The 24,166-nt window shown below is 65.6% G+C and carries 22 protein-coding genes; 13 read left to right on the top strand and 9 right to left on the bottom strand.

The window, feature by feature from the left end:
• Window positions 1-126: 126 nt before the first annotated feature.
• A complete protein-coding gene (locus CV023_RS10210) occupies window positions 127-483 on the top strand; it encodes a VOC family protein (protein ID WP_230745450.1) in 357 nt (118 codons plus the stop codon).
• Here the strand turns inward: CV023_RS10210 and CV023_RS10205 are convergent.
• Entirely contained in the window at window positions 434-1,732 is a 1,299-nt protein-coding gene (locus CV023_RS10205) for an epoxide hydrolase family protein (protein ID WP_230745449.1), read from the bottom strand. The two genes, CV023_RS10210 and CV023_RS10205, sit on opposite strands and share 50 nt — an antisense overlap.
• A 76-nt stretch (window positions 1,733-1,808) precedes the next feature.
• Window positions 1,809-2,642, bottom strand: a complete 834-nt coding sequence (locus CV023_RS10200) for an NAD(P)H-dependent oxidoreductase (RefSeq protein WP_230745448.1) — start codon at window positions 2,640-2,642, stop codon at window positions 1,809-1,811.
• Between the two features lie 84 nt (window positions 2,643-2,726).
• Here CV023_RS10200 and CV023_RS10195 point away from each other — a divergent pair, with 84 nt between their 5' ends.
• Window positions 2,727-3,065 carry a winged helix-turn-helix transcriptional regulator gene (locus CV023_RS10195; RefSeq protein WP_230745446.1) on the top strand — a complete coding sequence of 113 codons (339 nt, stop codon included), beginning with the start codon at window positions 2,727-2,729 and terminating at the stop codon, window positions 3,063-3,065.
• A 3-nt stretch (window positions 3,066-3,068) separates the two neighbouring features.
• On the opposite strand, the gene CV023_RS10190 is transcribed toward CV023_RS10195, so the two are convergent.
• Window positions 3,069-3,620 carry a dihydrofolate reductase family protein gene (locus CV023_RS10190; protein WP_230745444.1) on the bottom strand — a complete coding sequence of 184 codons (552 nt, stop codon included), beginning with the start codon at window positions 3,618-3,620 and terminating at the stop codon, window positions 3,069-3,071.
• 136 nt (window positions 3,621-3,756) lie between these two features.
• Window positions 3,757-5,247 carry an MFS transporter gene (locus tag CV023_RS10185; protein WP_230745441.1) on the bottom strand — a complete coding sequence of 497 codons (1,491 nt, stop codon included), beginning with the start codon at window positions 5,245-5,247 and terminating at the stop codon, window positions 3,757-3,759.
• 76 nt (window positions 5,248-5,323) lie between these two features.
• Between CV023_RS10185 and CV023_RS10180 the strand changes: the two genes are divergently transcribed.
• Window positions 5,324-5,821, top strand: a complete 498-nt coding sequence (locus tag CV023_RS10180) for a MarR family winged helix-turn-helix transcriptional regulator (protein ID WP_230745440.1) — start codon at window positions 5,324-5,326, stop codon at window positions 5,819-5,821.
• 68 nt (window positions 5,822-5,889) lie between these two features.
• The gene (locus tag CV023_RS10175) at window positions 5,890-7,104 is read left to right on the top strand and encodes a M20 metallopeptidase family protein (RefSeq protein ID WP_230745438.1); all 1,215 of its coding nucleotides are present in this window, start codon (window positions 5,890-5,892) and stop codon (window positions 7,102-7,104) included.
• A 51-nt stretch (window positions 7,105-7,155) separates the two neighbouring features.
• Here CV023_RS10175 and CV023_RS10170 read toward each other — a convergent pair whose 3' ends face one another.
• Window positions 7,156-8,670 (bottom strand): BCCT family transporter, encoded by a 1,515-nt coding sequence (locus tag CV023_RS10170; protein WP_284934776.1) that lies wholly within the window; start codon window positions 8,668-8,670, stop codon window positions 7,156-7,158.
• A 238-nt stretch (window positions 8,671-8,908) separates the two neighbouring features.
• A complete protein-coding gene (locus CV023_RS10165) occupies window positions 8,909-9,883 on the bottom strand; it encodes a flavin reductase (RefSeq protein ID WP_230745436.1) in 975 nt (324 codons plus the stop codon).
• Between the two features lie 141 nt (window positions 9,884-10,024).
• Between CV023_RS10165 and CV023_RS10160 the strand changes: the two genes are divergently transcribed.
• From CV023_RS10160 to CV023_RS10135, 6 genes are read left to right on the top strand one after another with little or no spacing between them, the layout of a single operon-like run.
• The gene (locus CV023_RS10160; RefSeq protein WP_230745435.1) at window positions 10,025-10,732 is read left to right on the top strand and encodes an amino acid synthesis family protein; all 708 of its coding nucleotides are present in this window, start codon (window positions 10,025-10,027) and stop codon (window positions 10,730-10,732) included.
• A complete protein-coding gene (locus CV023_RS10155; RefSeq protein ID WP_230745434.1) occupies window positions 10,729-11,280 on the top strand; it encodes an amino acid synthesis family protein in 552 nt (183 codons plus the stop codon). The genes CV023_RS10160 and CV023_RS10155 overlap by 4 nt, the downstream gene beginning before the upstream one ends.
• A 13-nt stretch (window positions 11,281-11,293) precedes the next feature.
• Window positions 11,294-12,037 (top strand): alpha/beta fold hydrolase, encoded by a 744-nt coding sequence (locus CV023_RS10150; protein WP_230745432.1) that lies wholly within the window; start codon window positions 11,294-11,296, stop codon window positions 12,035-12,037.
• A complete protein-coding gene (locus tag CV023_RS10145) occupies window positions 12,034-13,515 on the top strand; it encodes an aldehyde dehydrogenase (RefSeq protein WP_230745430.1) in 1,482 nt (493 codons plus the stop codon). The genes CV023_RS10150 and CV023_RS10145 overlap by 4 nt, the downstream gene beginning before the upstream one ends.
• A 4-nt stretch (window positions 13,516-13,519) precedes the next feature.
• Complete coding sequence (locus tag CV023_RS10140; protein ID WP_230745429.1) at window positions 13,520-13,717, top strand: 2-hydroxymuconate tautomerase; 198 nt, start codon at window positions 13,520-13,522, stop codon at window positions 13,715-13,717.
• Window positions 13,718-13,775: 58 nt separating this feature from the next.
• A complete protein-coding gene (locus CV023_RS10135; protein WP_230745428.1) occupies window positions 13,776-14,822 on the top strand; it encodes an LLM class flavin-dependent oxidoreductase in 1,047 nt (348 codons plus the stop codon).
• A 36-nt stretch (window positions 14,823-14,858) separates the two neighbouring features.
• Here the strand turns inward: CV023_RS10135 and CV023_RS10130 are convergent, their stop codons facing one another.
• The 3 genes from CV023_RS10130 to CV023_RS10120 all read right to left on the bottom strand — a co-directional run bounded on the left by CV023_RS10130 (window position 14,859) and on the right by CV023_RS10120 (window position 18,316).
• Entirely contained in the window at window positions 14,859-15,566 is a 708-nt protein-coding gene (locus tag CV023_RS10130) for a GntR family transcriptional regulator (protein WP_230745427.1), read from the bottom strand.
• 335 nt (window positions 15,567-15,901) lie between these two features.
• Window positions 15,902-17,116 carry a formaldehyde dehydrogenase, glutathione-independent gene (gene fdhA, locus CV023_RS10125; RefSeq protein WP_230745426.1) on the bottom strand — a complete coding sequence of 405 codons (1,215 nt, stop codon included), beginning with the start codon at window positions 17,114-17,116 and terminating at the stop codon, window positions 15,902-15,904.
• Window positions 17,117-17,350: 234 nt separating this feature from the next.
• On the bottom strand, window positions 17,351-18,316 hold the full coding sequence (locus CV023_RS10120; protein WP_230745425.1) for a LysR family transcriptional regulator: 966 nt from the start codon (window positions 18,314-18,316) through the stop codon (window positions 17,351-17,353).
• 161 nt (window positions 18,317-18,477) lie between these two features.
• Here CV023_RS10120 and CV023_RS10115 point away from each other — a divergent pair, with 161 nt between their 5' ends.
• From CV023_RS10115 to CV023_RS10105, 3 genes are all read left to right on the top strand, one after another.
• Entirely contained in the window at window positions 18,478-19,728 is a 1,251-nt protein-coding gene (locus CV023_RS10115; RefSeq protein ID WP_230745860.1) for an aromatic ring-hydroxylating oxygenase subunit alpha, read from the top strand.
• Window positions 19,725-21,203, top strand: coding sequence for a flavin reductase family protein (locus CV023_RS10110; protein ID WP_230745424.1), 1,479 nt, complete (start codon window positions 19,725-19,727; stop codon window positions 21,201-21,203). The genes CV023_RS10115 and CV023_RS10110 overlap by 4 nt, the downstream gene beginning before the upstream one ends.
• A gap of 109 nt (window positions 21,204-21,312) precedes the next feature.
• A complete protein-coding gene (locus tag CV023_RS10105; protein WP_230745423.1) occupies window positions 21,313-23,877 on the top strand; it encodes a GcvT family protein in 2,565 nt (854 codons plus the stop codon).
• The last annotated feature ends 289 nt before the right edge of the window (window positions 23,878-24,166 follow it).

Below are 24,166 nucleotides of genomic sequence, written 5' to 3'. Positions count from 1 at the left end.
TAACAGTTCGGTGTCACCGAAGTCTGTGTGGAGCTTGAGCGTCGCTTGGCAAGGGGCGGGCCTTGCCCCGCATGGGACACTGGAAGCATCCGATCGCCGGGTCGGGTGGGACGAAGGGGGCCGGAGATGGAATCGACATTTCGCGGGGTGTTCCTCACCTGCACCGACACCGAGGCGACCGCCGCCTTCTACCGCGATGTGGCCGGAGTCGGACTCGAATCGGTAGGCAGCGAGGAGTACACCTACTACGTCATCGACGTCGAGGGAATCCAGATCGCCCTCCACGACGCACAAGCCTTCGCCGAGTACTCCCACCCGCCGGTTCCGGGATCGAACCTCACACATCTGTACTTCCGGATTCCGAACCAGCAGGCCTTCCTCGACCATCTGAAGGCCACGGGGACTCCTCTTGTCGACGTCGACGATGTCGTCGTCACCGTCGAGGATCCCGACGGCCGGAAGGTGATGTTCGGGACCGCCTGAGCGAACTGCGTCCGAGACACGGGTGGAGCGCCGAAACGCCTAGGTGCACACCGTTGTCTCGATGCTTCACCGGTGTTTCGCGTGCGGCGGCGAGCACCGCGGCCAGCCCTTCGCGCAGGTCGGTGACGAAATCGTCCGGGACTTCGAGGGACGGGAAATGCCCGCCACGCTCGGCCGCTCGCCAGCGCACGATCTGCCGGTAGCGCTGTTCGGACAGTGCGCGCGGATACTTCTCGATGTCGCGCGGGTACATGGTGATGGCCGCCGGAACCTCGACCCGCAGATCCGGATCGAGCGAATCGTGGCTCTCATAGTAGATACGTGCGGAGGAGGCGCCGCTCCTGGTCAGCCAGTACAGGCTGACGTTGTCGAGGAGACGGTCGCGGGAGATCGTCTCGAAGGGACTCTGCTTCGTGTCGGTCCATTCGGCGAACTTGTCGAGGATCCAGGCGAGCTGACCGACGGGTGAATCGACGAGAGCGTAGCCGATGGTCTGCGGCCTCGTGGCCTGCTGGTGCGCGTAGGCGGCGCGGTTGAGCCAGAAGTCTTCGGCGTCCTCGGCCCAGGCGCGATCGGCATCGCTCAGTCCCTCGTGTGAGAGTCCGGGTGGGCCCGGGGCGAAGGTGGTGTGGATGCCGATAAGGTGTTCGGGGAACCGGCCGCCGAGGATCGTGGTGATCACGCCTCCCCAGTCGCCGCCGGCGGCTGCGAACCTGTCGTAGCCGAGTCGGGCCATCAGCTCCACCCAGACGCTTGCGATCTTTTCGGTGCCCCAGCCGGTGGTGCTCGGTTTGCCGCTGTGGCCGAATCCCGGCAGTGAGGGGACGACGAGGTGAAAGGCCGCAGCGGTGGGGTCGCTGGGATCGACGAGTTCGTCGACGATGTCGATGAACTCGGCGACGCTGCCCGGCCAGCCGTGGGTGAGGATCAGGGGAGTGGCGTTGGGGCGCCCCGAGCGGCGGTGAAGGAAGTGGATCTCCACCTCGTCGATAGTCGTGTGGAATTGGCCGATCTCGTTGAGACGGTCCTCGAAAGCGCGCCAATCGTGCCCGGTGAGCCAGTAGTCGACGAGATCGGTCAACTCATCCAGGGGCACTCCCTGGTCCCAACGATGCGGGTTGGCCCCGGGCTGGAAGACCGTTTCGGCCTCGGGGAGCCGGGCCGCGGCCAGGCGCGAGCGCAGCTCCTCGAGTTCGGCTTCGGGGACGCGGGCGTGGAAGGGGCGGACGAGTTCGGGGGTCGCGGGCACGATGACTCCTGGTATCGGTGGTGCGGTGGCGGCGATATCGGTGGGTCGGGTTCTGGGTCAGTCGATAAGTGTTCGGTCAGGCGCCGAGGTTGACTCGCGCGCTGAGGTTGACCCTCACCCCGTGTTCGCCGGGGCAGAGGTGATCGGCGAGCTCCCACTCGGAGGTGTAATCGCCGGTGAATTGGGGTCGGTAGGGGATGCGCGGATCAGTGAAGAGTCCGCCGAGGCGGTCGATCAGGTCCTCGCGTGCCTTTCCGTAGTCCTCGAGCCGATCGGCACTCGGGAAGGCCAGCGGCGGCAGTGCGTCCATGCCCGTATAGGCGAAGGTGCCGTGGAGGAGCCCGAAGAGGAGTTCGGTCAGTTCGCCTGATTTTCCGCGCGGGCCGATCGCCTGCGGGCGGTCGCCGAGGGTGGTGATGACGAGCGCGCGTTTGTCGGTGAATGGACCCTGCTCGAAACGCAGTCGGCGTCCCGTGCTCGGATCGGTGCCGAAGGCGAAGCCGCTGGTGAAGACCCAGTCGAACCATCTCTTGAGGATCGCGGGCAGGCCATACCACCACAGTGGGAATTGGACGATGAGCGCATCGGCCCGGCGCAGTTTGTCCTGCTCGCGTGTGATCTCCGGCGGCAGGGTGCCGGCGATAAAGGCCTCACGGGTGTCGGCGCTGACTCGGAAGCGCTGCGGTCTCTCGGCCGCAGACCTGACTGTGCTGGGGTCGAGGTCGTGGCCGCCGTCCCGAGGGCGGACGACGGGGTCCCAGCCCATCGCATAGAGATCGGACTCGATGACCTCGTGGCCGCCTCGGCGCAGGTGGGCGATTCCCTCGGTGCGGAGGCTCCCGGCCAGGGACCGTGGTTCGGGATGGGCGCTGACCCAGAGAACGGTGGCGGCGTTGGAATTTCCTTGCATGCTTCCATCGTCGCGGCCTACGGTAGATGCGTCTAGTACGGACATTTCTGTCCCTATCGAATCTGCGCGACCAACGGAGGAATCATGCGTCTGCCGGTCTCACGTGCCATGGAGGTCTGTCCCGTAGAGGTCGCGGTCTCGGCGCTCGGGGGCACGTGGAAGCTCACGACCATCAAGCATCTTCTCGAGGGCACGAAGCGGTTCAACGAACTCGGCCGCCTCATGCCTCTGGCGAACACGAAGACGCTGACCCGTCAGCTGCGCGAACTCGAAGAGGACGGCCTCGTCGAACGCACTGTCTACCCAGTCGTCCCGCCGCACGTCGAGTACTCGCTGAGCGAACTCGGCCGCAGCCTCGGCCCGATCGTCGAGGCGATGAACGAGTGGGGAGCGCAGTTCGCGCAGCAGCACTCGGGAGCTTAGCGCTCAGCGCTTGGGCACATACGCCGTATAGGCGACCCCGCTGGCCGGGAACGTCTTCCCGTCCGCCAGCTGCAGCCTCGGCGCAGGGGCATCGTCGGGGAAGAATCCGCGCCCCCGACCCTGCCACACGGGGTAGGTGTACATCCGATACTCATCGACGAGCTCGGCTGAGATGAGAGCGTGTGCGAGGGTGATGCTGCCGGTGAGGATCGCATCGCGGCCGGGTTCCTCACGGAGTGCGGCGACCGCCTCGAGCGGATCGCCGCCGATGATGCGTGTGTTCTGCCATCCGGGCTCGGTCATTGTCGTCGACACCACTCGCTTGTCGACCCGGTCCAGGTGAGCGGCGACTCCCGTGGTGTCATCGGTCTGCAGAGGCCAATAGCCCCGGAAGTCCTCGAAGGTCTGCCGACCGAGCAGGAGCACGTCCTCGTTCGCGGACTGAGCCATCAGCTCCGCGGTCAGCTCCTCGTCCTGGGCCTGCGGATCGAACCAATCGTCGAGCATCTCGACGCGACCGTCGATGGTCATGTTCTGGGTGATGATGATGCGCACGGTGGACTCCTCGTTGAGTGGCGCTGTCAGAGTCCACCGTACGCACGAGGGCCTGCGGGGTCCAGGGCCCGGCGGTCCTGGACCAGGCAGATCCCGGCCCCATCCGACCGTTGCGGACGGGGCCAGGCAGACCCGGTCAGGCGCTCGCCTCAACGTGTTTCGAGGTCTCAACGACATGCGAAGCCGGCCTGCTCCGCTTGATGAGCAGGACGACGAGGGCCCCGGCCACCGCCGCCCCCGCACCGATGATGAAGCAGGTGCGGAAGGCCGCCTCGGCGGGGATTTCCGTCCCACCCATCGACACGGTCTGGCTGGTGAGCACGATGGCCATGACGGCACCCGCGACGGTCGTACCCATCGAGCGCATGAGTGAGTTGACGCCGACGCCGGCCCCCGCCTCGGCGGCGGGTGAGTTCTCGAGGATCAGCGTCGGCATTGCCGCGTACCCGATTCCGACGCCGGCCGAGGAGATGCAGGTGGCGAGCATGAGCTGCCAGGGCGCACCGTCGAGGAACACCGCGAAGAGGTAGCCGCAGGCGATGACCGTGGCGCCCAGGGCCAGCGTCGGACGCCCGCCGATCGTGGACAGCAGACGGCTCGAGATAGGGGTGAAGGCGAGCATCATCAGACCGGCGGGCGCCATCCACATTCCCGCCTGGAGGATCGATTGGCCGAGTCCGTAGCCGGTCGCCTCGGGCATCTGCAGAAGCTGGGGGACGACGATCGACTGCGCCATCATGCCGAAGCCGATGAGGATGCCCGCGATGTTCGTCAGCAGGATCGGACGCCGGACGGTGGTGCGCAGATCGACGAGCGGATGCTGGTGGCGCACCTCGTAGAACCCCCAGACGACGAGGACGAGGAGTCCGCCGATGATCGCAGCCAGGGTCGACGGTGCGCTCCAGCCCCAGTCATTGCCCTTCGACACTCCCGCGAGCACCCCGACGATGCCGACCGCCAGACCCACGGCGCCGAGGTAGTCGAAGCGTCCCGGATCCGCCGGTGCGGTGTGCGGGAGGACGAGGATCGAGAGCATGGTCATGATCGCGGCGAGCACCGCCGAGAGCCAGAACAGCATGTGCCAGTCGAAGTCCTGGGCGATCCACGCCGCGATCGGCAGGCCGAGCGCGCCGCCCACACCGAGGGTGGCGCTGATCCCGGCGACCGCGGAGTTGCGCATGGCCGGAGGTGTGACCTCGCGGACGAAGCTGATCGCCACGGGAATGTAGCCCATCGCGAATCCCTGGAGGACGCGGCCGATGAGGACCGGCCCGATGGTCGAGAACAGGGCGCAGACGACCGAGCCCGCGAGCAGGATCACGGCAGAGACCACGAGCACGGGTTTGCGCCCGTAGATATCGGCCAGACGGCCGGAGACCGGCATGGCCACACCCCCGCCGAGGAGAGTGGCAGTCACGACCCACGCGGCGTTGCTCGCGGAGGTGTTCAGGAGGTGGGGCAGCTCGGGCTGGATGGGGATGACCAGCGACTGCATGAGCGCGGCGCACAGGCTGGAGAAGCCGAGCACCATGACGATGAGGATCGGCTTGGCGGCGAGCTGTGTGGTGGTGGGTGAGTGTTGGCTGTGTTGATCGTGATGTTCGGGCTGATCGTGTGGAGCGGTCACGGTGGCTCACTTCCGGGCGAGGCTGCTGCGCAGATATGTAATCTACATATTTCGTACTTATGTAGAATACATACCTATGAGCTCTCGACCAAGTCCTCCCCGTCGGACCACCCGAGACGCCGGAGTCTCCGTCGACGCCGGCCTGCCCCGGGATCGCCGGATCGCGGCCCTGGTCACGCGCCTCGACCGTGCTCGGCGCGCGCAGTCGAACCAGATGGATCTGGGTACGGCCGACCTGCGGATCCTGTGGATGTTCTCCGATGACAAGCCGCGGACTCTCAAAGAGATCGCCGCCGAGCTCGGTCTCGAGCAGTCGACGGTCAACCGGCAGATCAACTCGGCGATGGCCGTCGGTCTCCTGCAGCGCTCGCGCCGCCCGGGCAGCGCTGCTCACGAGATCAGCCCCACGCCAGCGGGGATCCGCGCTTTCGAGGATGATGTCGAGAAGTCACTGGCGGCATTCGGGGCCGGACTCGGGGCGCTCGGGGAGCGGGCGGATGAGTTCCTCGCCGATCTCACTCAGTTCGTCAGTGCCTACGATCGCACCGTCAGGCGGGACAGCGACGAATCGTGAACCGTCGCCCGGGGAGATTCTCAGTAGAGTCGGACTCACAGCATTCCGGCCGAAGGAGAACCGCGACCATGACCGCCTCGACATCCGCATCCATCCCTGACTTCCGTACGGAAGCCGAGAGCCACCTCGGCGATCTGGTGACGCTGCGTCGCACCCTGCACGCGAACCCCGAACTCGGCTTCGACCTCCCCTTCACCCAGCGGACCGTGCTCGAGGAACTCGCCGGGCTGGGACTCGAGATCACCACGGGGGAGTCGCTGACCTCGGTGGTCGCCGTCCTCAAGGGCGAGAAGCCCGGGCCCGCGGTGCTGCTGCGCGGGGACATGGACGCCCTGCCCGTGGTCGAGGACACCGGGCTCGACTTCGCCTCGACGAACGGGAAAATGCACGCCTGCGGACACGATATGCACACCGCCGGCCTCGTCGGCGCCGCGCGACTCCTCGCCGCGCACCGGGACGAGCTGCCGGGATCCGTGATCTTCATGTTCCAGCCCGCCGAGGAGGTCGAGGGCGGGGCCGAACCGATGATCGCCGAAGGCGTGCTCGACGCCGCCGGAGTCCCCGTCGTCGCAGCCTTCGGCATCCACGTCGAGGCCGATGAGCGGGGCCGCTTTACGACCAAGGGCGGATCGCTCATGGCCGGATTCGCCGACCTCCACCTCACCATCCACGGGGCCGGCGGACACAGCTCCCAGCCCCAGGCGACCAGGGATCCCGTGCCCGCGATCGCCGAGATCGCGCTGGCGCTCAACACCATGACGACGCGATCCTTCGACATCTTCGACCCCGTCGTCGTCTCGGTCACTCAGCTCGAAGGCTCACAGGCGAGCAACGTCATCCCGGATTCCGCGAAGCTCGCCGCGTCGATCCGCTTCCTCTCAGCACAGTCGCTGGAGCTGCTGCAGGAACGCGTGCACGAGATCGCCGAGAACATCGCCCGGGCCCATCGCTGCACCGCCGAGGTGGACTTCGAGGTGGGCTTCCCCGTGACCGTGAACAATCCGCACGAGACTCAGACGACGGTCGAGCGCCTCGGCGAGGTGTTCGGCAGTGACCGGGTCGTCGAGATGGAGCATCCGCGGATGGGCTCGGAGGACTTCTCCTATGTGCTCGAGGCGGTGCCCGGCACCTTCGTCTTCCTCGGGGCGACGCCGGAGGGTGTGGACCCTGCGGCCGAGACGAACCATTCTCCGCGCGTGGTCTTCGACGATGCGCTGCTCGGCGACCAGGCCGCGGCGCTCGCCCACCTCGCGTTCGCACGCTTGGCCGACGAAGCCGGGTGAGGGGAAGGGCGCCTTGGGGTCGGTGAAGAGCTGCCGGCCTTCAGCCCGAGTTCAGAGTCCGAGGATCCGTCGCTCGCGGGTGATCTCGTCGACGACCTGATGATCAGTGCGCAGCTCTTTGATCAGTGCGATTCCGAGAACGATGACGATTGCCGTGAACGGCACGGCTGAAAGCATCGCCGCTTGCTGCAGTGCCTGAAGTCCCCCGAGCAGCAGCAGGACGACAGCGCTGGCACCGGTGAGGATTCCCCAGGTGGCGATGACTGGTCGGCGCGGCTCGAATGATCCTCGCGATGAGAGTGAACTCAGGACGAAGGTGTTTGAGTCGGCGGAGGAGACGAAGAACAGAATGACCATCAGGATTGTGAAGATCGAGGACAGCGACGACATCGGCAGCTGACCGAGAAGGCTGAAGAAGGCCGTGTCCAGATTGTCCTGAGTGGCCTGACCGATCGAAGCTCCGTCCATGTCGAGCTTGATCGCAGAACCTCCCATGATGGTGAACCACAGGAAGAACACGGCACTGGGAACGAGGAGGACGCCGGCGACGAACTGGCGAATTGTGCGGCCCTTGGAGATCTTGGCCAGGAAGATGCCGACGAAGGCGCTCCATGACAGCCACCACGCCATCATGAAGTAGGTCCAGCCGAGCATCCATTCGCTGTCTTCAGCGCTGGACGGGGTCATGAAGCTCAGCTGCAGAAAGTCTCCGGCGAACGACCCGATGGAGCGGACGAACAGATTGGAGACGAAGCCGCTGGGCCCGGTGATGAAGACGAACAATCCGAGGATCGTCGCCATCGTCAAGGTGATCTGAGAGATGTATTTGATTCCTCGGCTCACTCCTGTCAGTGCTGACCCGGTGAAGAGCAGTGTCAGCACTGCGATCACGATGATCTGCAAGACGATGGTGGAATCGATGCCGAAGACAGTGTTGAGTCCTTCTCCGATCTGAGAGGCGCCGAGTCCGAGTGATGTCGTGGTGCCGAACAGAGTGGCGATGATGGTGAGGATGTCGATGAAGTTGCCCACCCAGCCGTCGACGAAGCGGCCGAGCACCGGACGCAGCATCGCAGAGACAAGGGCCGGCCGACCCTTGCGATGAGTCGAGTAGCCGATGGCCAGACCGAATACGCCGAAGATTGCCCAGGCTTGGAAACCCCAGTCGAGATAGGAGAACTGCATCGCGCGAATCGCAGCATCCATGGTTTCGGGCTCTGCCAAGCCGTGAGGCGGAACCATGAAATGCGACATCGGTTCGGCGACGCCATAGCTGACGAGGCCGATTCCCATCACTGCAGCCAGGATCATCGCCAGCCACGTGATGGTGCTGTATTCGGGTCGAGAGTCTTCTGAACCCAGTCGAATGCGACCGAACCGACTCGCTGCGAACCACACGAGCATGACGATCGCCGCGAAAGGAACGACCAGATAGATCCACCCGATCCCCGAAGCGACGGAGTCCATCGCAGAGGTCATGATCGCGCCGAGGCTGCCAGGAGACAATGCCGCCCACAGGACGAATGCAATCACAAACCCGACCGACCAGAGGAAGACCCTTCCGATCGAACGGACGGAGCGACCGCCTGTGTCAGGCTTGGCAGCGCTTGGTTCTGTCTCTAGGTCTTCTGACATCGACATCGTTGTCTCCAAATGTAGGTGGGTGCACTGTGACGCAGTAAAGGGGGGATCGTGGGAGGAAATACCGAGCTTCATCGGCGGCAATTATTCAGCACGCGGCTATGGCTTGGGAAATGACGGCGAACGAGGCTCCGCGAACACGGTCGTTCGCGGAGCCTCGACGTCACAATGCGGTGAGGTCCTGGCTGTCGAAGAACTTTCCGGCCTTGTAGATCATCGGTTCGTCCTCCGAGGCCTCTGCGCTGCGCACCCGACCGATGAACACGGTGTGTGTCAGCGCTTGGAACCGCTCCTTGATCTCGACCTCGATCGAGGCCGCGGAGTCATCGATGAGCGGTGAACCGTGGGCGCCGCTGTGCCAGACGAGTTCGGCGAACTTGTCCGCCGCCTTCGAGGCGAAGGTGCCGATGGTCTGCCTCTGATTGCGGCTCATGATGTTGATGCCCATGTGGGTCGAGCGGAAGAGCGCGGGATAGGTCGAGGAGGTCTTCTGCACGCACACGAGGACGAGCGGGGGATCGAGCGAGATCGAATTGTAGGAGTTCACCGCCAGCCCACGCGGCTTCCCGTCCTCGTCCGTCGTGGTCACCACCGTGACACCGGTGATGAACTGACGGTTGAAGGCCTTGAGGGACTCTGCGGAGGGTTCGCCGGAGAGATCGTCGGTGACCACATCCTCGGGATAGGACTCGAATGCCGAGGACAGAGACTTCAGGCCCAGGTCGGCGAGCAGCTCGTGGGCGTCCCAGGTCACCTCTTCGCGGCTGATGCGCCCGTCAGTGATGGTGATGAGGTTGGAGCCGTGGGTCGTCACCGACTGGCCGGTGGGCGGAACGTCGTTGAGCGGTTGGGTGAATGTTCCCGTCGAGTGCCAGTAGATCGCGCCCTGGTCGCCTTCGATGAGGATCCGGTCGACCGTGGTGGTGAGATCGGGGAAGGCCGCGCGGATATCGCTGATCTCGGTCTTGGTCTCCGCGGCGCTTCTCTCCTTGCCGGAGTTCGCGGATACGCGCACATAGTCGTGGGCGAAGAGGGAATCGAGGGCATCGGTGGTGCCGGTGTCCCATGCTTCGCGCCAGGTTTCGGTGATGGTCGTCTTCACGTCGTCGTAAGGACGTGCTTCTGTGCTCTGTTGCATACTAGAGATCGTAGGATCACTGTGATGCATTAGTCAATAGTCCCGCAATGACGTGATTTATCGGCGATTATCCGGACTATTGACTTTCATCTTTGCATGCAAGTAGATTCCTTGTATGCAACAGACTGGAGTTTTGACACGATGAGCACGACCACCGCAGACGGGCAGCAGCACCGCATCGACCACCTCGGCGAGTTCGACGAACTTCCCGCCGACTTCGAAGAGCTGGCGCAGCGACTCGGCGTCCGCACCATCACGACCCACCGGGAGGAGATCCTCGCCGAGGCGGGCGTTGCCCTGAGCCGACCGCTTCAGCAGGCGGCAGCCGTCGCCGTCCTGCGAAACCCGTGGATCGACATCGACCAGCACAGCGACGTCGACCCTTACAGCGACCTGGGACCGGCGACCGAGATGATCGCTCCGGTGCTGGCCAAGGTGCTCACCGACCGGCTGCTCTCGACCCTGGGGTCGGCCGAGAACGTCGAAGCCTTCGGCAAGGGCGCCGTCGTCGGAGTCGGCGGCGAGATCGAGCACGCCGGGGCGCTCATCCACACCCCGTACTTCGGCAACATCGTGCGCGAAATGCTCGAGGGCACATCGGTCATCTGCTTCGCCGACGGCCGCTCGGGTCCGTCGACGTCCATCCGCGTGCCGATGTGGCACAAGACCCATGCCACCTCGCGCGACCACTACCAGACAATCGACGTCCATCTCTCGGACTCACCGCGTGCCGACGAGATCTGCGTCATCGCCGCCGCAGCGACAGGTCCCAGGCCGTTCGCCCGCATCGGCGACCGCAGAACCGACGGAACAGTCACCACCGAAATCCTGAAAGGACTCGTCAAATGAAGATCCGCAAACTCACCACCGTCGTCGAAGAGGTCCTCGCCGAAGGCGGCCGGAAGACCGACCCCGTCATCACCATCGCCGCGGTCGCGGCCGTCATCGAGAACCCGTGGCACGGCCAGGGCTTCGTCGACGACCTCGGCCCCGGCATCGAAGCGACCGCCAGCGCCCTCGGCGCCGAGCTCGCCCCGCGCGTGATGACCGCGCTCGGCGGCAGCCTCGAAGCCTACGGCAAGGCCGCGATCGTCGGTCTCGACGGGGAGATCGAGCACGGTTCGGCTCTCATCCACACTCTCAAATTCGGCAACCACTTCCGCGACGCCGCGCAGGCCTCCACCCTGCTGCCCGCCGTCGAGAAGCGCGGCGAGGCTGGAGCGGTCTTCGACATCCCGCTCAAGCACTTCACCGATGCCACGATCCGCTCGCACCACCAGACCTTCGAATGGCGGGTCGCCGACGCGCCTCATGCCGATGAGATCCTCATCGCGCTGGCAGGTTCGACCGGTGGCCGACCGCAGCAGCGCCTGGCCCCGCTGACCGCAGACAAGTAGGAGCGAGGCAGACATGTCGGATGACGAAGACGTCCCCGTCGTGCTGCTCCACGGGGTGGGGCTCGACCGCACCGTCTGGACGCGCCTCGAAGCACGGTTGGCCGGGCCCACCTCGGCGATCGACCTGCCCGGCCACGGATGCCAGCCGGCGTTGAAGGCACCGACGAGCCTCACGGAGATGGCTGCGGACGTGGTCTCGAGGATCCCTGCCGGACCCGTCCACCTCGTCGGGTTCTCCCTGGGATCGCTGATCGCCGAGCACATTGCGATCGCCAGCCCCGAACGGGTGCGGACGCTGACCTGCGTGAGCTCCGTGTGCGCCCGCACCCCGGAGGAAGCGGCGGCGGTCGGCCAACGCCTCGAGGGAGCGGCCAACGATTTCACCGGCAGCATGGACCGGGCGCTCGATCGCTGGTTCCCGGACGGCACGGAGACCGCCGAACTGCGGGACGAGACCCGGAAGGTCCTCGCGGCCAACGACCGGGACTCCTACCGCCATGCCTATGCCGTCTTCGCCACCGGAGACCGTGAGCTCGAACCGGAGCTGGGCTCGATCACGGCCCCCACCCTGGCGATCACAGGTCAGCGCGATCCGGGCTCGACGCCGGAGATGAGCCGACGCCTGGCCGAGCGGATCCCCGACTGCCGGGTCGTCATCGTCCCCGAAGCCCGACACATGCTGCCCATGACGCACCCCGAGGCGCTCGCCGAGCACCTCACAGAACTGTTTCACACCACAGAAGGGAGTCGACGATGACTGTGCGACTCGACCATTTCATCGCGGGAGGCCATCGTGCCCCCGCCGACGGGGACTACCTCGAGAGCACGAACCCCGCCACCCTCGAGACCCTCTACACCTTCGCCCGCGGCACCGCAGCCGATGTGGCCAGGGCCGTCGACGCGGCGCAGTCGACCTTCGAGTCCTCGGCCTGGCAGCGCACCACCCCGACGCAGCGCGGACACCTGCTGCGTCGGTTCGGCGACCTCATCGGGGAGAACGCCGCGGAGCTCGCCCGATTCGAGAGCGAAGACAACGGCAAGCTGCTGCGCGAGATGAACGGACAGCTCAAGGGACTGCCCGAATACCTCTACTACTACGCCGGCCTGTCCGACAAGGTCCAGGGGTCCCAGATCCCCACGAACTCGCCCGAGGTCATCAACTTCACCCAACGTGAGCCCCTTGGCGTGGTCGGTCTCATCACCCCGTGGAACTCCCCGATGACGCTGACGATCTCGAAGCTCGCCCCGGCCCTGGCCGCCGGCAACACCACGGTCGTCAAACCCAGCGAATACACCTCGCGGACGATCCTGCGCCTGGCCGAACTCGCCTATGAAGCCGGATTCCCCGCCGGTGCGGTCAACGTCGTCACCGGCCTCGGCGCCGAGGCGGGGCAGGCACTCGTCGATGCGCCGCAGCTCGCGAAGATCTCCTTCACCGGTTCGACGCGGACCGGATCGGCCATCGCCCGGTCCGCGGCCGGTCGCTTCATCGGCTCGACGCTCGAGCTGGGAGGCAAGTCCCCGAACATCGTCTTCGACGACGCGAACGTGGACAATGCGGCGATGGGTGTCATCGCCGGCATCTTCGCGGCGGCCGGGCAGACCTGCATCGCCGGGTCCCGGGTCTTCGTCCAGCGTGGTGCCTACGAGGAACTCCTCGAGAAAGTCACGGCACGGGCGGCCTCGATCGTCATCGGCGATCCGATGGCCGAGGACACCGAGCTCGGACCGCTCGCCTTCGCCTCTCAGCGGGACAAGGTAGAGGAATACGTCCGCCTCGGCGAGGGCGAAGGAGGACGGATCGCCTTCGGAGGTCGGCGACCCGAGGTCGGCCTGCCGGGGTACTTCTTCGAACCGACCGTGCTCACGGAGACGACGAACGACATGCGGATCTGCCAGGAGGAGATCTTCGGGCCTGTCGCGGCGATCATGCCCTTCGATACCGAGGATGAGGTCCTCGGCCTGGCCAACGACACCGAATACGGGCTGGCCGCCGGAGTGTGGACGCAGAATCTGGCCCGCGGAATGCGGATGTCCCAGTGCCTTGACGCCGGCACCGTGTGGATCAACATGTACCGGGCGATGTCGCCGATGTCCCCACGGCAGGGCTTCAAGAACTCGGGTGTGGGCATCGAACACGGACTCGAATCGATGCACGAATACACGCGGCTCAAGAGCGTGTGGATCAACACCGACGAAGGTCCGGTCGCCGACCCCTTCGTGCTGGGGCGCTGATTCCATGCCGCTCATCGACATCTCGATCGCGCGGGGACGGACTCCCGAACAGCTGCGGGCGCTGATGAAAGGCGTCCACGAGGCGGCAGCGGCGACGACCGGAGCCGCCGACGAGAACATCACCGTCATCGTCCGTGAGGTCGAGAAGGACCTCTGGTCCCGGACGAACACGACGATCACCGAACGCGAAGACACCAACTGAGATAACCGAGCGCACGCGCTCGGAACACCACGAAAGCTTGAGATCAAAGGAGTACATCATGCGCTTTTCACTCTTCCTGCACATGGAACGCTGGGACGATTCGATCAGTCACGAACAGCATTGGCAGAATCTCGTCGAACTCGTCAAGATCGCCGAGGCCGGCGGCTTCGGCACCGTCTGGATCGGCGAACACCACTCGATGGAGTACGTCTCCTCACCGAGCCCGATGCCGCAGCTGGCCTACCTGGCTTCCCAGACCTCGACGATCCGGCTGGGCTCGGGAACCATCATCGCCCCGTTCTGGCATCCCGTGCGGGCGGCCGGAGAGGTCGCCCTGCTCGACGTCATCAGCGGCGGCCGCGCCGAGGTGGGCATCGCCCGCGGCGCCTATCAGTTCGAGTTCGACCGGCTGGCAGGCGGAATGCCCGCCGCCGACGGCGGGGAGCAGCTGCGCGAACTCGTCCCGGCCATGCAGAAGCTCCTCCAGGGTGACTATGCCCATGAGGGCAAGCACTGGCAGTTCCCGGTCTCGACGGCCGTGCCGAAGCCGGTGCAGACCCCGACGCCGCCGATCTGGTTGGCCGCACGCAGTCCCGAGACCCATGACTTCGCCGTCGCCAACGGCTGCAATGTCCAGGTCACCCCGCTGATGAAGGACGACCGTGAGGTCGAGGACCTGATGAACAAGTTCAACACCGCAGTCGCGGCCCACCCAGAGATCGAGAAGCGCCCCGAGATCATGGTGCTGCGCCACACCTACCTGCACTCGCCGGAGGATTCGGAGGGCTGGAAGGTCGGCGCGGCCGGGGTGAACAAGTACTACCGGACGTTCTCATCCTGGGCCTTCGGGAAGAAGGATCCCGTCGACGGCTTCCTCGACCCCACACCGGAGGAGAAGTTCGCCGACCGTCCCGAGTTCGAGCTCGAGGCCCTGCACAAGTCTGCGATGATCGGCACCCCCGCCGAGGTGACCGAGCGGATCCGTCACTACGAAGAGCTCGGCTACGACGAGTACAGCTTCTGGTCGGACAATGCGCTGAGCTTCGAGGAGAAGAAGGCCTCGCTCGAGCTGTTCATCGCCGAGGTGGTTCCGCAGTTCAGCTGAGGGCGCTCAGCGGTGCCCAGAGGTGCTCAAGGGTGCTCAGTCTTCGTGTCCCCCGTCATCCGCAGGCTCCTCGCGCTCGAGCGAGAGGGTTGTGCGGGTGCGGGGGACGAGGAGTTCCTGGGTCGACGCGAACACGTGGGCGCGCATCGCCGTTTCGGCTTCGAAGGGGTCTTTGTCCTTGATCACGGTGAGGATGTGGCGGTGCTCGGCGCTCGACGTCACGGCACGCCCGGGGTGCTCGAGCGTCCTGCGCACGAGCCGGAAATAGGCGAGCTGGTTCATCAGGCGCTCGTATTGTTCGACGAGCTTGGTGTTGTCGGCTCCGTTGACCAGAGTCTGGTGGAAGTCCTGGACCTGCGCGGCGTAGGTGTCGGTGTCCCCGGCATTCGAGGAGACCTCCGAGGCGGAGACGATCGCCTCGAGCTGGTCGAGTTCGGGGCATGAGCCGCGTCTGGCCATGAGTGCGGCGGCCAGTCCCTCGAGGACCTCCTTGAGCTGGAAGAGCTCGACGATCTCGCGCCTGGTCGGTTCGCGGATGAAGGTGCCCACCTTCGGGCGGATCTCGATGAGCCCCTCGAGTTGGAGCTGTTTGAGGACTTCCCGGATCGGTGTCCGGCTGACGTCGAACTCCTGAGCCAGAGAGACTTCCGAGAGCGGGTTCCCGGGTTCGAGCTCGCCGCTGGTGATCTTCGTCCGGATGCGTTCGAGGAGCGTGGCGGGCGGTCCGACTGGGGGAGTGTTCATAGCTCCGATCGTATGTTGCATGCATCAGGCGGTCAATTGGCTGCTGGTGCCACTGTGGCTGAGTGGGTGACTTCGTTGCATCCCGGAATGTTTGGCACCTTCGTGCTGGGGATTGTGCGCGGGTGTGTGAAGTGGCCGCGCGAGGTCATTGCCATGCAAGACTGCGCTTGGCGGGCCGGCGGGTTGGCGGATGACACTGCCGCGGGCCAATGGCTGGCGCCACCTCGGTGTCCTGTGCTGAAACACCGGTGGAGCGTCCAGACGCGGGTGTGCACACCCTAGTCTCGACGCTCCACCGGTGTGTCGGTGACGAGCCGTCGGTCCTCAGGCCGAAATCAGGCGCTGATCAGCCCGTGGGGGTCGAGGACGAACTTCTTCGCGACTCCCGAGTCGAAGTCGGCGTAGCCCTGTGGGGCATCGTCGAGTCGGATCGGCGTGGCATTGACGTTCTTCGCGATCGAGACCTTGTCGTGGAGGATCGCCTGCATGAGCCCGCGGTGGTACTTCATCACCGGGCATTGACCGGTGACGAAGACGTGGGACTTCGCGAAGCCGAGACCGAAGCGCATCGACAGCGAACCCTCCTTGGCCGCCTCGTCGGGAGCTCCCGGATCGCCGGTGACGTAGAGTCCGGGGATGCCGAGGCTGCCGCCGGCTCGAGTGATGTCCATGAGCGAGTTGAGCACGGTCGCCGGAGCCTCGTGGCTGGCGTCCTTGCCGTGACCGCGGGCCTCGAACCCGACGGCGTCGATGCCGCAGTCGACCTCGGGGACGCCGAGGATCTGCTCGATCTGATCCTTCGGATCGCCCTTGGACACATCCACCGTCTCGCAGCCGAAGGCGCGCGCCTGCGCGAGGCGGTCCTCGTTGAGATCGCCGACGATGACGACGGCCGCACCGAGCAGCTGCGCCGAGGTGGCCGCCGCGATTCCGACGGGACCGGCACCGGCCACATAGACCGTCGAACCCACCGTGACTCCTGCGCCGATGGCCCCGTGGAAGCCGGTCGGGAAGATGTCCGAGAGCATGGTCAGGTCGAGGATCTTCTCCATCGCCTGATCCTTGTCCGGGAACTTCAGCACGTTCCAGTCCGCGTAGGGCACGAGCACGTATTCGGCCTGTCCGCCGACCCAGCCGCCCATGTCGACATATCCGTAGGCCGAGCCCGGGCGATCCGGGTTGACGTTGAGGCAGATCCCGGTCTGCCGCTCTTTGCAGTTGCGGCAGCGCCCGCAGGAGATGTTGAACGGCACGGAGACGAGGTCGCCGACCTTGGTGAATTCTACGTCACGGCCGACTTCGACGACCTCGCCGGTGATCTCGTGCCCGAGAACCAGGCCTTCGGGTGCGGTGGTGCGGCCGCGGACCATGTGCTGGTCGGAGCCGCAGATGTTCGTGGCCACGGTCTTGAGGATGACGCCGTGGTCGACCTTGCGGCCGACGTTGGCTGGATTCACTCCGGGGCCGTCCTTGAGGACGAACTCCGGATAGTCGATGTCGACGACCTCGACCTTTCCGGGACCTGCATAGCTGATTGCCTTGTTGCTCATCGTTGAGTCTCCATCCCTGTGGCAGTTGTCTCGAGCTTCGAAAGGCCGTCGGCGGGGTGCGATCCGGGTGCGACGACGACCGCGAAGTCGGCGAAAAGGGCAGATTCCACGGAGGCGGCGGCATAGAGGATCATTGTCGGGGAAGCGTCGACGGCTCCCGAAGCTGAAGTCTGTTCTCAGACGTATGAGCAGTCTCGCCGGGGTGATGACGATGTGTCAATAGGATCGAAAACCTCAGTCGCCGAGGTGGACCTCCGGTGCGTGCGAAAGTGTTGCCTCGCCGAGGCGAGTGGAGAGGATGTGTCGCGAGGTTGTCCGCAGGTGAGTCAGCGATTCCCGGATCAGCGGGGAGTCACGGCTGCCGGCCCGCACGGCGGCGATGATCTTCCGGCTGAGCCGGCCGGAGCCGCTCAGTCGCACCCGGGTCACGTTCGCCTCGCCGAGGGAACTGGCCAATCGCGGGATCAGGCTGACCCCGACCCCGACGCCGACGAGTGCCGCCGAGGTCTCCCACTCTTCGGTCTCATGGGCCACCGTCGGAGTCACCCCTGCCGCAGTGAAGGCGGCGGCGAACATCGCGTGATACGGCGATCCGGGACTCGCGCTGATCCAGTCCTCGCCGGCCAGTTCGGCCAGGGACACCGAATCCCGGTCGGCCAGCCGGTGGTCCGAGCGCATCATCACATCGAGCGGATCGTCGAGCAGATCGATCTTCTCGAAGCGAGGATCTTCCGCGACCTGCACATCGCCCTGCATCGCGACGATCACCGCGAGGTCGATGCGCTCGGCGACGAGGAGTTCGAAGCAGCGGGCGGGGCTGGCCTCGATGACGTGGACGTCGACGTACGGTCTGGTCTCACGCAGGTGGGCGGCAAGCGGCGCGAGCAGGTTCGACGAGGCGGTCGAGAAGCCCCCGATGCCGAAGTGCTTCGGCTCCTGATCCCCGGCGCGCAGAGAGGCGGCGCGGATGTCCTCCCACTCGGCGATGAGGGCGTCGGAGCGCCGGACCAGGTATCGCCCCGTCGAGGTCAGCCGGAGCCCGCGCCCGTCCTTGGCCAACAGGGTCATTCCGAGCGAATGCTGCAGCTCCCGCAGCTGCCCGGACACAGCCGAGGGGGAGTAGCCCATGAGTTCGGCGGTGGCCGCGATCGTGCCGCAGGCGGCGAAGGTGCGGAGGGTGACGATGCGCGGATCGATCATGCATCAATTGTGCACTGATACCGCAGGGATCCGAACAGAATCTCGCGCTTTTTCTGCATGGTCGGCCTCGATAGTGTGAGCGGGACAACACTCGTTGGCAAGGGAGATGAGAATTGACGGCAGTCAATCTGGCACCGACGAAGAAGGGCTTCCCCGCTGGCATCAGCGAATCGAAGCTCGACGAGATCAGGGTCCGCCTCGATACCAGGAGAACAGGCTTCTCCCTCGAAGCCCCGTTCTACACTGATGATCACCTCTTCAACCTCGATATGCAGGGCATCTTCGGCCAGCATTGGGTGTTCGCCTGCAGCGTCGCCGAGGTCCCCGAACCCGGTGACTACATCACCCTCGACTACGGTCCGTACTCCCTCGTCGTGCTGCGCAACGACGACGGCGGGGTCAACATCCTCCACAACGTCTGCCGCCACCGCGGGGCCAGAGTGCTCACGGAGACCAGCGGTACCACGGGCAACCTCGTCTGCGGATACCACTCGTGGACCTATTCGCCCGACGGCGACCTCATCCACGCTTCGGCGCCGGGTGAGATGACCTTCGACAAGTCCTGCTATGCGCTCAAGCGCGCCCACGGCAAGATCGTGGCCGGGCTCGTCTTCCTCTGCCTGGCTGACGAGCCGCCCGCCGACTTCGACGAGACGGCGAAGATCTTCGAACCCTACGTCGCGCCTCATGAGCTGGAGAAGACCAAGGTCGCCTACCAGCAGAACATCATCGAGGACGGCAACTGGAAGCTCGTGATGGAGAACAACCGCGAGTGCTACCACTGCGACGGCCATCCGGAGCTCGCGTGCTCGCTGTTTCCGACCTGGGGTCTGACCGATGAGACCATCCCGCCGCACCTCGAGGACGTGTGGGACCGCAACCAGCAGGCACAGGCCGCGTTGGAGTACCGGTGCCGCCGCTACGGTCTGCCCTACGAAGTGGTCGAGGAGCTCGACACCCGCATCGCCGGCATCCGCATCTCCCGGGAATCCCTGGACGGAGAGGGCGAGTCCTTCTCGGCCGATGGCCGTCGGCTGTCGAAGAAGCTCCTCGGCGACCTGCCCGACTTCCGCCTCGGCCGGTGCTCGATGCACCTGCAGCCGAACTCCTGGTTCCACCTCCTCGGCGATCATGTCATCACCTTCGGAGCGTTCCCGATCAACGCGCACCAGACCCTTGTGCGGACCACCTGGCTCGTCGCCGACGATGCGGTCGAAGGCGTCGACTACGACCTCGACACCCTCACCCACACGTGGAAGCAGACGAACCTCCAGGACAAGGCATTCGTCGAGCTGTGCCAGCAGGGGGCTGCGAGCCCGTTCTATGAGCAGGGCCCGTACATGAAGAGCGAATATCAGGTCGAGGCCTTCATCAGCTGGTACGTGCAGCGGATGCGGGAGCATGTAGGATGAAGGATTCCGCTGACCCCCTGGTTCCGCTCGCGCAGCGGGTCCGGGGTCTGGAGATGCCGTGGAATCGAGTCCTGTCCAGCACCGCCGGTCCTGCGGGTGCGGCCACAGCCCTGGGGCCCTGGCATCCGCAGGAGTTCTCGGCGGAATGCGTGGAGACGATCCCCGAAGCCGGGGGCATGATGGTCTTCGTCTTCCGCCGGATGGACGGGGCTCCGTTGGCCTTCCGGTCCGGGCAGTACATCAACATCGACTTCCCCATCGACGGTCCCGACGCGGAGCCGGTGTCGCGCAGCTATTCGATCTCGAGCGCCCCGACCGAACCGTGGACGTTCTCGATCACCATCAAGCGCGACCCGAAGGGCCGGGTGTCCCCGTGGGCTCATGAGAACATCCGGCCGGGCACGGTACTCGACATGCTCGGTCCCGTCGGTGCCTTCCACCTGGCCGACTACGATCGGCGGGCGCGCTTCCTCCTCCTGGCGGCCGGTGCCGGGATCACCCCGATGATGTCGATGATCCGCACCGTTCATTCCCTGCCCGGCCAGGCCGATGTGGTCCTCCTCTATCACGGCTCGGCACCCGATCGGTTCGCCTTCGCCGAGGAGCTGGACTTCCTCGCGAAGGCGGACTTCCGGATCAAGGTCATCTACTGCCTCGGCGATCGGGAGCAGTCAGCGGACTCGGGGTGGGCAGGTCGGACGGGGCGGCTGTCGGCTGAGCTCATCGACGAACTCGTCCCAGATGCCAACGGCCGTCAGGTCTTCGCGTGCGGTCCCGAGGGCTACCTCAATGCTGCGACCGACTACCTGCGGTCCCTCGGCGTCGACGACACGTCGATCTTCATGGAGTTCTTCTCCGGCGACAGGCAGATCCGCGCCGAATACGCCGAAGAGGTCGCCATCGCCGGTGAGATCGCCGAGGAGATCGCGGCGTCGACCGAGGAGTACTACGAGTCCCAGCCCGCCGCGCTGGACATGTACGAACCCGAGTACGATGCCGACGGCCCCGTCGAGGCGGTCGGTGCGCCGGTTGAGGCGGTGGACGCCGAGGCGGTCGTGCCCGTCGACGACGAGGTCGAGATCGAGGTCATGGGATTCACGGATGTCGAAGCCGACAGTGAGACCGACGCCGCGACAGCCTCGGCGCCGGCGTCGACGGCAGATGACGAAGCCGCCGTCGTCGATCCCGCCGCTCTGCCTACAGTGGGCGAGGGCGAGCACACACTGTCATTCGTGCGCAGCGGACTCAACGTCCGCGTCGGGGAGGACGATACGGTCCTCCAGGCCGCGCGGAAGGCCGGGGTGAAGATTCCCGCGAACTGTCAGGAAGGCATGTGCGGCTCCTGCAAAGTCGTCAAGCTCGAAGGAGACGTCGACATGAACCATCAGGGCGGCATCCGGGCTCGGGAGATCGACGCGGGGAAGTTCCTTCCCTGCTGCTCGACTGCGAAATCGGACCTCGTCATCGATGCCTGAGGCTTCTCGCCGCGAGCGTTCGCAGCTCGGCCCCGGGCGAAGCGAACACGAATCAGCACCACCGAAGCAGAACCAGCACCACCGAAGCACCACCGACAAAGGAGTACCCGTGCCGAATCCCTCACCACGAGTCGTCATCATCGGAGCCGGCATCGTCGGAGCCAACCTCGCCGACGAACTCGCCCAACTGGGCTGGACGAACACCCTCGTCATCGAACAGGGTCCGCTGGACATCCCCGGCGGGTCGACCTCGCATGCTCCCGGCCTCGTGTTCTCCTCGAACGGCTCGAAGTCGATGACCGAATTCGCGCAGTACACGATCGAGAAGCTGACCTCGCTCAAGGGCGCCGACGGGCGCGGTTCCTTCCTGCCCGTCGGCGGGCTTGAGATCGCGACCCAGGAGGATCGCCTGCAGGACCTGCATCGCCGGGCCGGTTGGAACCGGTCCTACGGCGTCGACGCCGAGGTGGTCGATGCCGATGAGTGTCTGCGCCTGTTTCCCATGCTCGACCGCGACATGGTCCTCGGCGGCCTGCTGACTCCCGGCGACGGCTTGGCGTTGGCGGCCAAGGGCACCCAGCTCGTCATCGAACGGGCACGAGCCGCCGGAGTCGAGTTCCGCGACCGGACGGTCGTCACCGACATCGAGACCGCAGGGGGCAAGGTCACCGCGGTCATGGCGGGTGCAGATCGGATCCCCGCGGACATCGTCGTCTCCTGCGCCGGTTTCTGGGGTCCGAAGATCGGTGAGATGGTCGGCACCTCGATCCCGCTGCTGCCCTTGGGCCACCAGTTCGCCTGGACGACCGAGGTGCCCTCTCTGCTGGGCAAGAACGAGAAGCCGGCCGGTGCGCAGGCGCCGATCCTGCGATACCAGGACAAAGACCTCTACTACCGCGAATGGGGCGAGCGGATCGGCATCGGCTCCTACGCCCACCGGCCCATGCCCGTCGATCTCGACACCCTGCGCAGCTACTCGCCGGAGGAGATCACGAGCGAACGGATGCCCTCGAGCCTCGACTTCACCCCGGATGACTTCGCACCCGAGTGGGAGGCGACGAAGAAGCTGCTGCCCGAACTCGCGCAGACGCAGATCCAGCGCGGCTTCAACGGCATCTTCTCCTTCACCCCCGACGGCGGGTCCCTGGTCGGTCAGTCGCGGCAGGTCGACGGATTCTTCGTCGCCGAGGCGGTGTGGGTCACCCATGGTGCGGGCATCGCCCGTGCGGTGGCCGAGCTCATCGCCCATGGTCGTTCCGAGACCGATCTGTCCGGGGTCGACCTCAACCGGTTCGAGGACGTGCAGACGACCCCGGAATACGTCAGTGAGACCTCGCAGCAGAACTTCGTCGAGATCTACGACGTCATCCACCCGCTGCAGCCACGCGTGTCACCGCGTGATGTGCGCTCGAGTCCCTTCCGCCGGCAGCAGGAGGAGCTGGGAGCCTTCTTCCTCGAGACTTCCGGGTGGGAACGTCCGCACTGGTTCGAGGCGAATGCCGCGCTGCTCGAGGCGATGCCTCCCGAATGGGCGGCACCCGAACGCGACGCCTGGGCGGATCTGTTCCATTCGCCGATCGCCGCGGCCGAGGCCTGGAAGACCCGCACCTCGGTGGCGATGTTCGACATGACCCAGCTCAAGCGCTTCGAGGTCACCGGCCCCGGCGCCGGGGTGCTGCTGCACGGGATGACGACCTCGTCGATGCTGCGCAAGCCCGGGGCGGTGAGCTACACGCTGCTGCTCGATGAGGCCGGCGGCATCACCAGCGATATCACCGTGGCGATCCTCGACGAGGAGACCTACCAAGTGGGTGCGAACTCGAACATCGACTTCGCGGCGATCTCCCGGGCGGCGAAGCACCAATCGGCCGCTGACTCCTCGAAGTGGGTGACCGTGCGGGAGACGACGCCGGGCACGTGCTGCATCGGCCTGTGGGGACCGCTGGCCAGGGACGTCATCTCCAAGGTCACCGAGGAGGACTTCAGCGACGAGGGACTCAAGTACTTCCGCACGAAGCCCGCAGTCCTCGGGGGCGTGCCGGTCACGGCGATGCGCCTGTCCTACGTCGGTGAGCTCGGGTGGGAGATCTACACCTCGGCGGATCTCGGCTCCAGGCTCTGGGATGTGCTGTGGGAAGCCGGGCAGGAATTCGGCATCATCGCCGGCGGCCGCGAGGCATTCAACTCGATGCGCTTGGAGAAGGGGTTCCGGTCCTTCGGCACGGACATGACCAGCGAACACGAGCCTGTCCAGGCTGGATTGGGATTCGCGGTCAAGGCTTCGAAGACCGATGACTTCATCGGCAAGGCTGCGCTGGCCGACCGGGCAGCTGCGGTCACGAAGAAGCTGACCTGTCTGACCTTGGACGTGCCCTCGGACGTCGTGCTCGGCAAGGAACCGGTGTACGTGGTCGCTGGCGGGCGCGGAACTGAGCCCGGGGCCGCCTCGGCGGGAGGAGCCGGCGGCGTCGGGGAGGGAACAGGCAAGGCCGACGGCTACGTCACCTCGGCGGCCTATGGATACTCGATCGGGAAGTCCATCGCCTACGCCTGGCTGCCGAACACCCTGACCGTCGGTGACTCGGTCGAGATCGAATATCTGGGACGTCGCCTGCCGGCAACCGTCACCGCCGAACCCCTCTTCGACCCGGAGATGACCCGGCTGAAGGGCTAGGAGCGGCGGTTCCGACACCCCGACGGCGCTTCCACGCCGTTCGGCAACGCGGAGCTTGAAAAAGTCGTCACCAGTGACGACTTTTTCAAGCTCCGCGTTGATTGAGGCGACCTGGGATTCGCGAGGGCGGTCAACCTGCCTCCGCTCGGGGCCTGTGGCAATGAGCGCTCGGCGCGCGCTCGTCTCCACATTCGTTCCATATCGTGGATCTGCGTTGACCGCTGACTGGGACCGCCGACAGGATGACAGCAAGAGTTACTGTCGACCTTCCCACCCCGGTGTGGGGGAC

Source organism: Brevibacterium sp. CCUG 69071 (genome assembly GCF_021023135.1).
Lineage (GTDB): Bacteria > Actinomycetota > Actinomycetes > Actinomycetales > Brevibacteriaceae > Brevibacterium.
This window is presented reverse-complemented; position numbering and strand designations above follow the sequence as displayed.

Coding starts and splice junctions, on each gene's coding strand:
- CV023_RS10210 (WP_230745450.1), top strand. CDS start 127: ATGGAATCGACATTTCGCGGGGTGTTCCTCACCTGCACCGACACCGAG.
- CV023_RS10195 (WP_230745446.1), top strand. CDS start 2,727: ATGCGTCTGCCGGTCTCACGTGCCATGGAGGTCTGTCCCGTAGAGGTC.
- CV023_RS10110 (WP_230745424.1), top strand. CDS start 19,725: ATGAAGGATTCCGCTGACCCCCTGGTTCCGCTCGCGCAGCGGGTCCGG.
- CV023_RS10160 (WP_230745435.1), top strand. CDS start 10,025: ATGAGCACGACCACCGCAGACGGGCAGCAGCACCGCATCGACCACCTC.
- fdhA (WP_230745426.1), bottom strand. CDS start 17,116: ATGAGCAACAAGGCAATCAGCTATGCAGGTCCCGGAAAGGTCGAGGTC.
- CV023_RS10175 (WP_230745438.1), top strand. CDS start 5,890: ATGACCGCCTCGACATCCGCATCCATCCCTGACTTCCGTACGGAAGCC.
- CV023_RS10200 (WP_230745448.1), bottom strand. CDS start 2,642: ATGCAAGGAAATTCCAACGCCGCCACCGTTCTCTGGGTCAGCGCCCAT.
- CV023_RS10180 (WP_230745440.1), top strand. CDS start 5,324: ATGAGCTCTCGACCAAGTCCTCCCCGTCGGACCACCCGAGACGCCGGA.
- CV023_RS10120 (WP_230745425.1), bottom strand. CDS start 18,316: ATGATCGATCCGCGCATCGTCACCCTCCGCACCTTCGCCGCCTGCGGC.
- CV023_RS10150 (WP_230745432.1), top strand. CDS start 11,294: ATGTCGGATGACGAAGACGTCCCCGTCGTGCTGCTCCACGGGGTGGGG.
- CV023_RS10130 (WP_230745427.1), bottom strand. CDS start 15,566: ATGAACACTCCCCCAGTCGGACCGCCCGCCACGCTCCTCGAACGCATC.
- CV023_RS10135 (WP_230745428.1), top strand. CDS start 13,776: ATGCGCTTTTCACTCTTCCTGCACATGGAACGCTGGGACGATTCGATC.
- CV023_RS10145 (WP_230745430.1), top strand. CDS start 12,034: ATGACTGTGCGACTCGACCATTTCATCGCGGGAGGCCATCGTGCCCCC.
- CV023_RS10165 (WP_230745436.1), bottom strand. CDS start 9,883: ATGCAACAGAGCACAGAAGCACGTCCTTACGACGACGTGAAGACGACC.
- CV023_RS10140 (WP_230745429.1), top strand. CDS start 13,520: ATGCCGCTCATCGACATCTCGATCGCGCGGGGACGGACTCCCGAACAG.
- CV023_RS10155 (WP_230745434.1), top strand. CDS start 10,729: ATGAAGATCCGCAAACTCACCACCGTCGTCGAAGAGGTCCTCGCCGAA.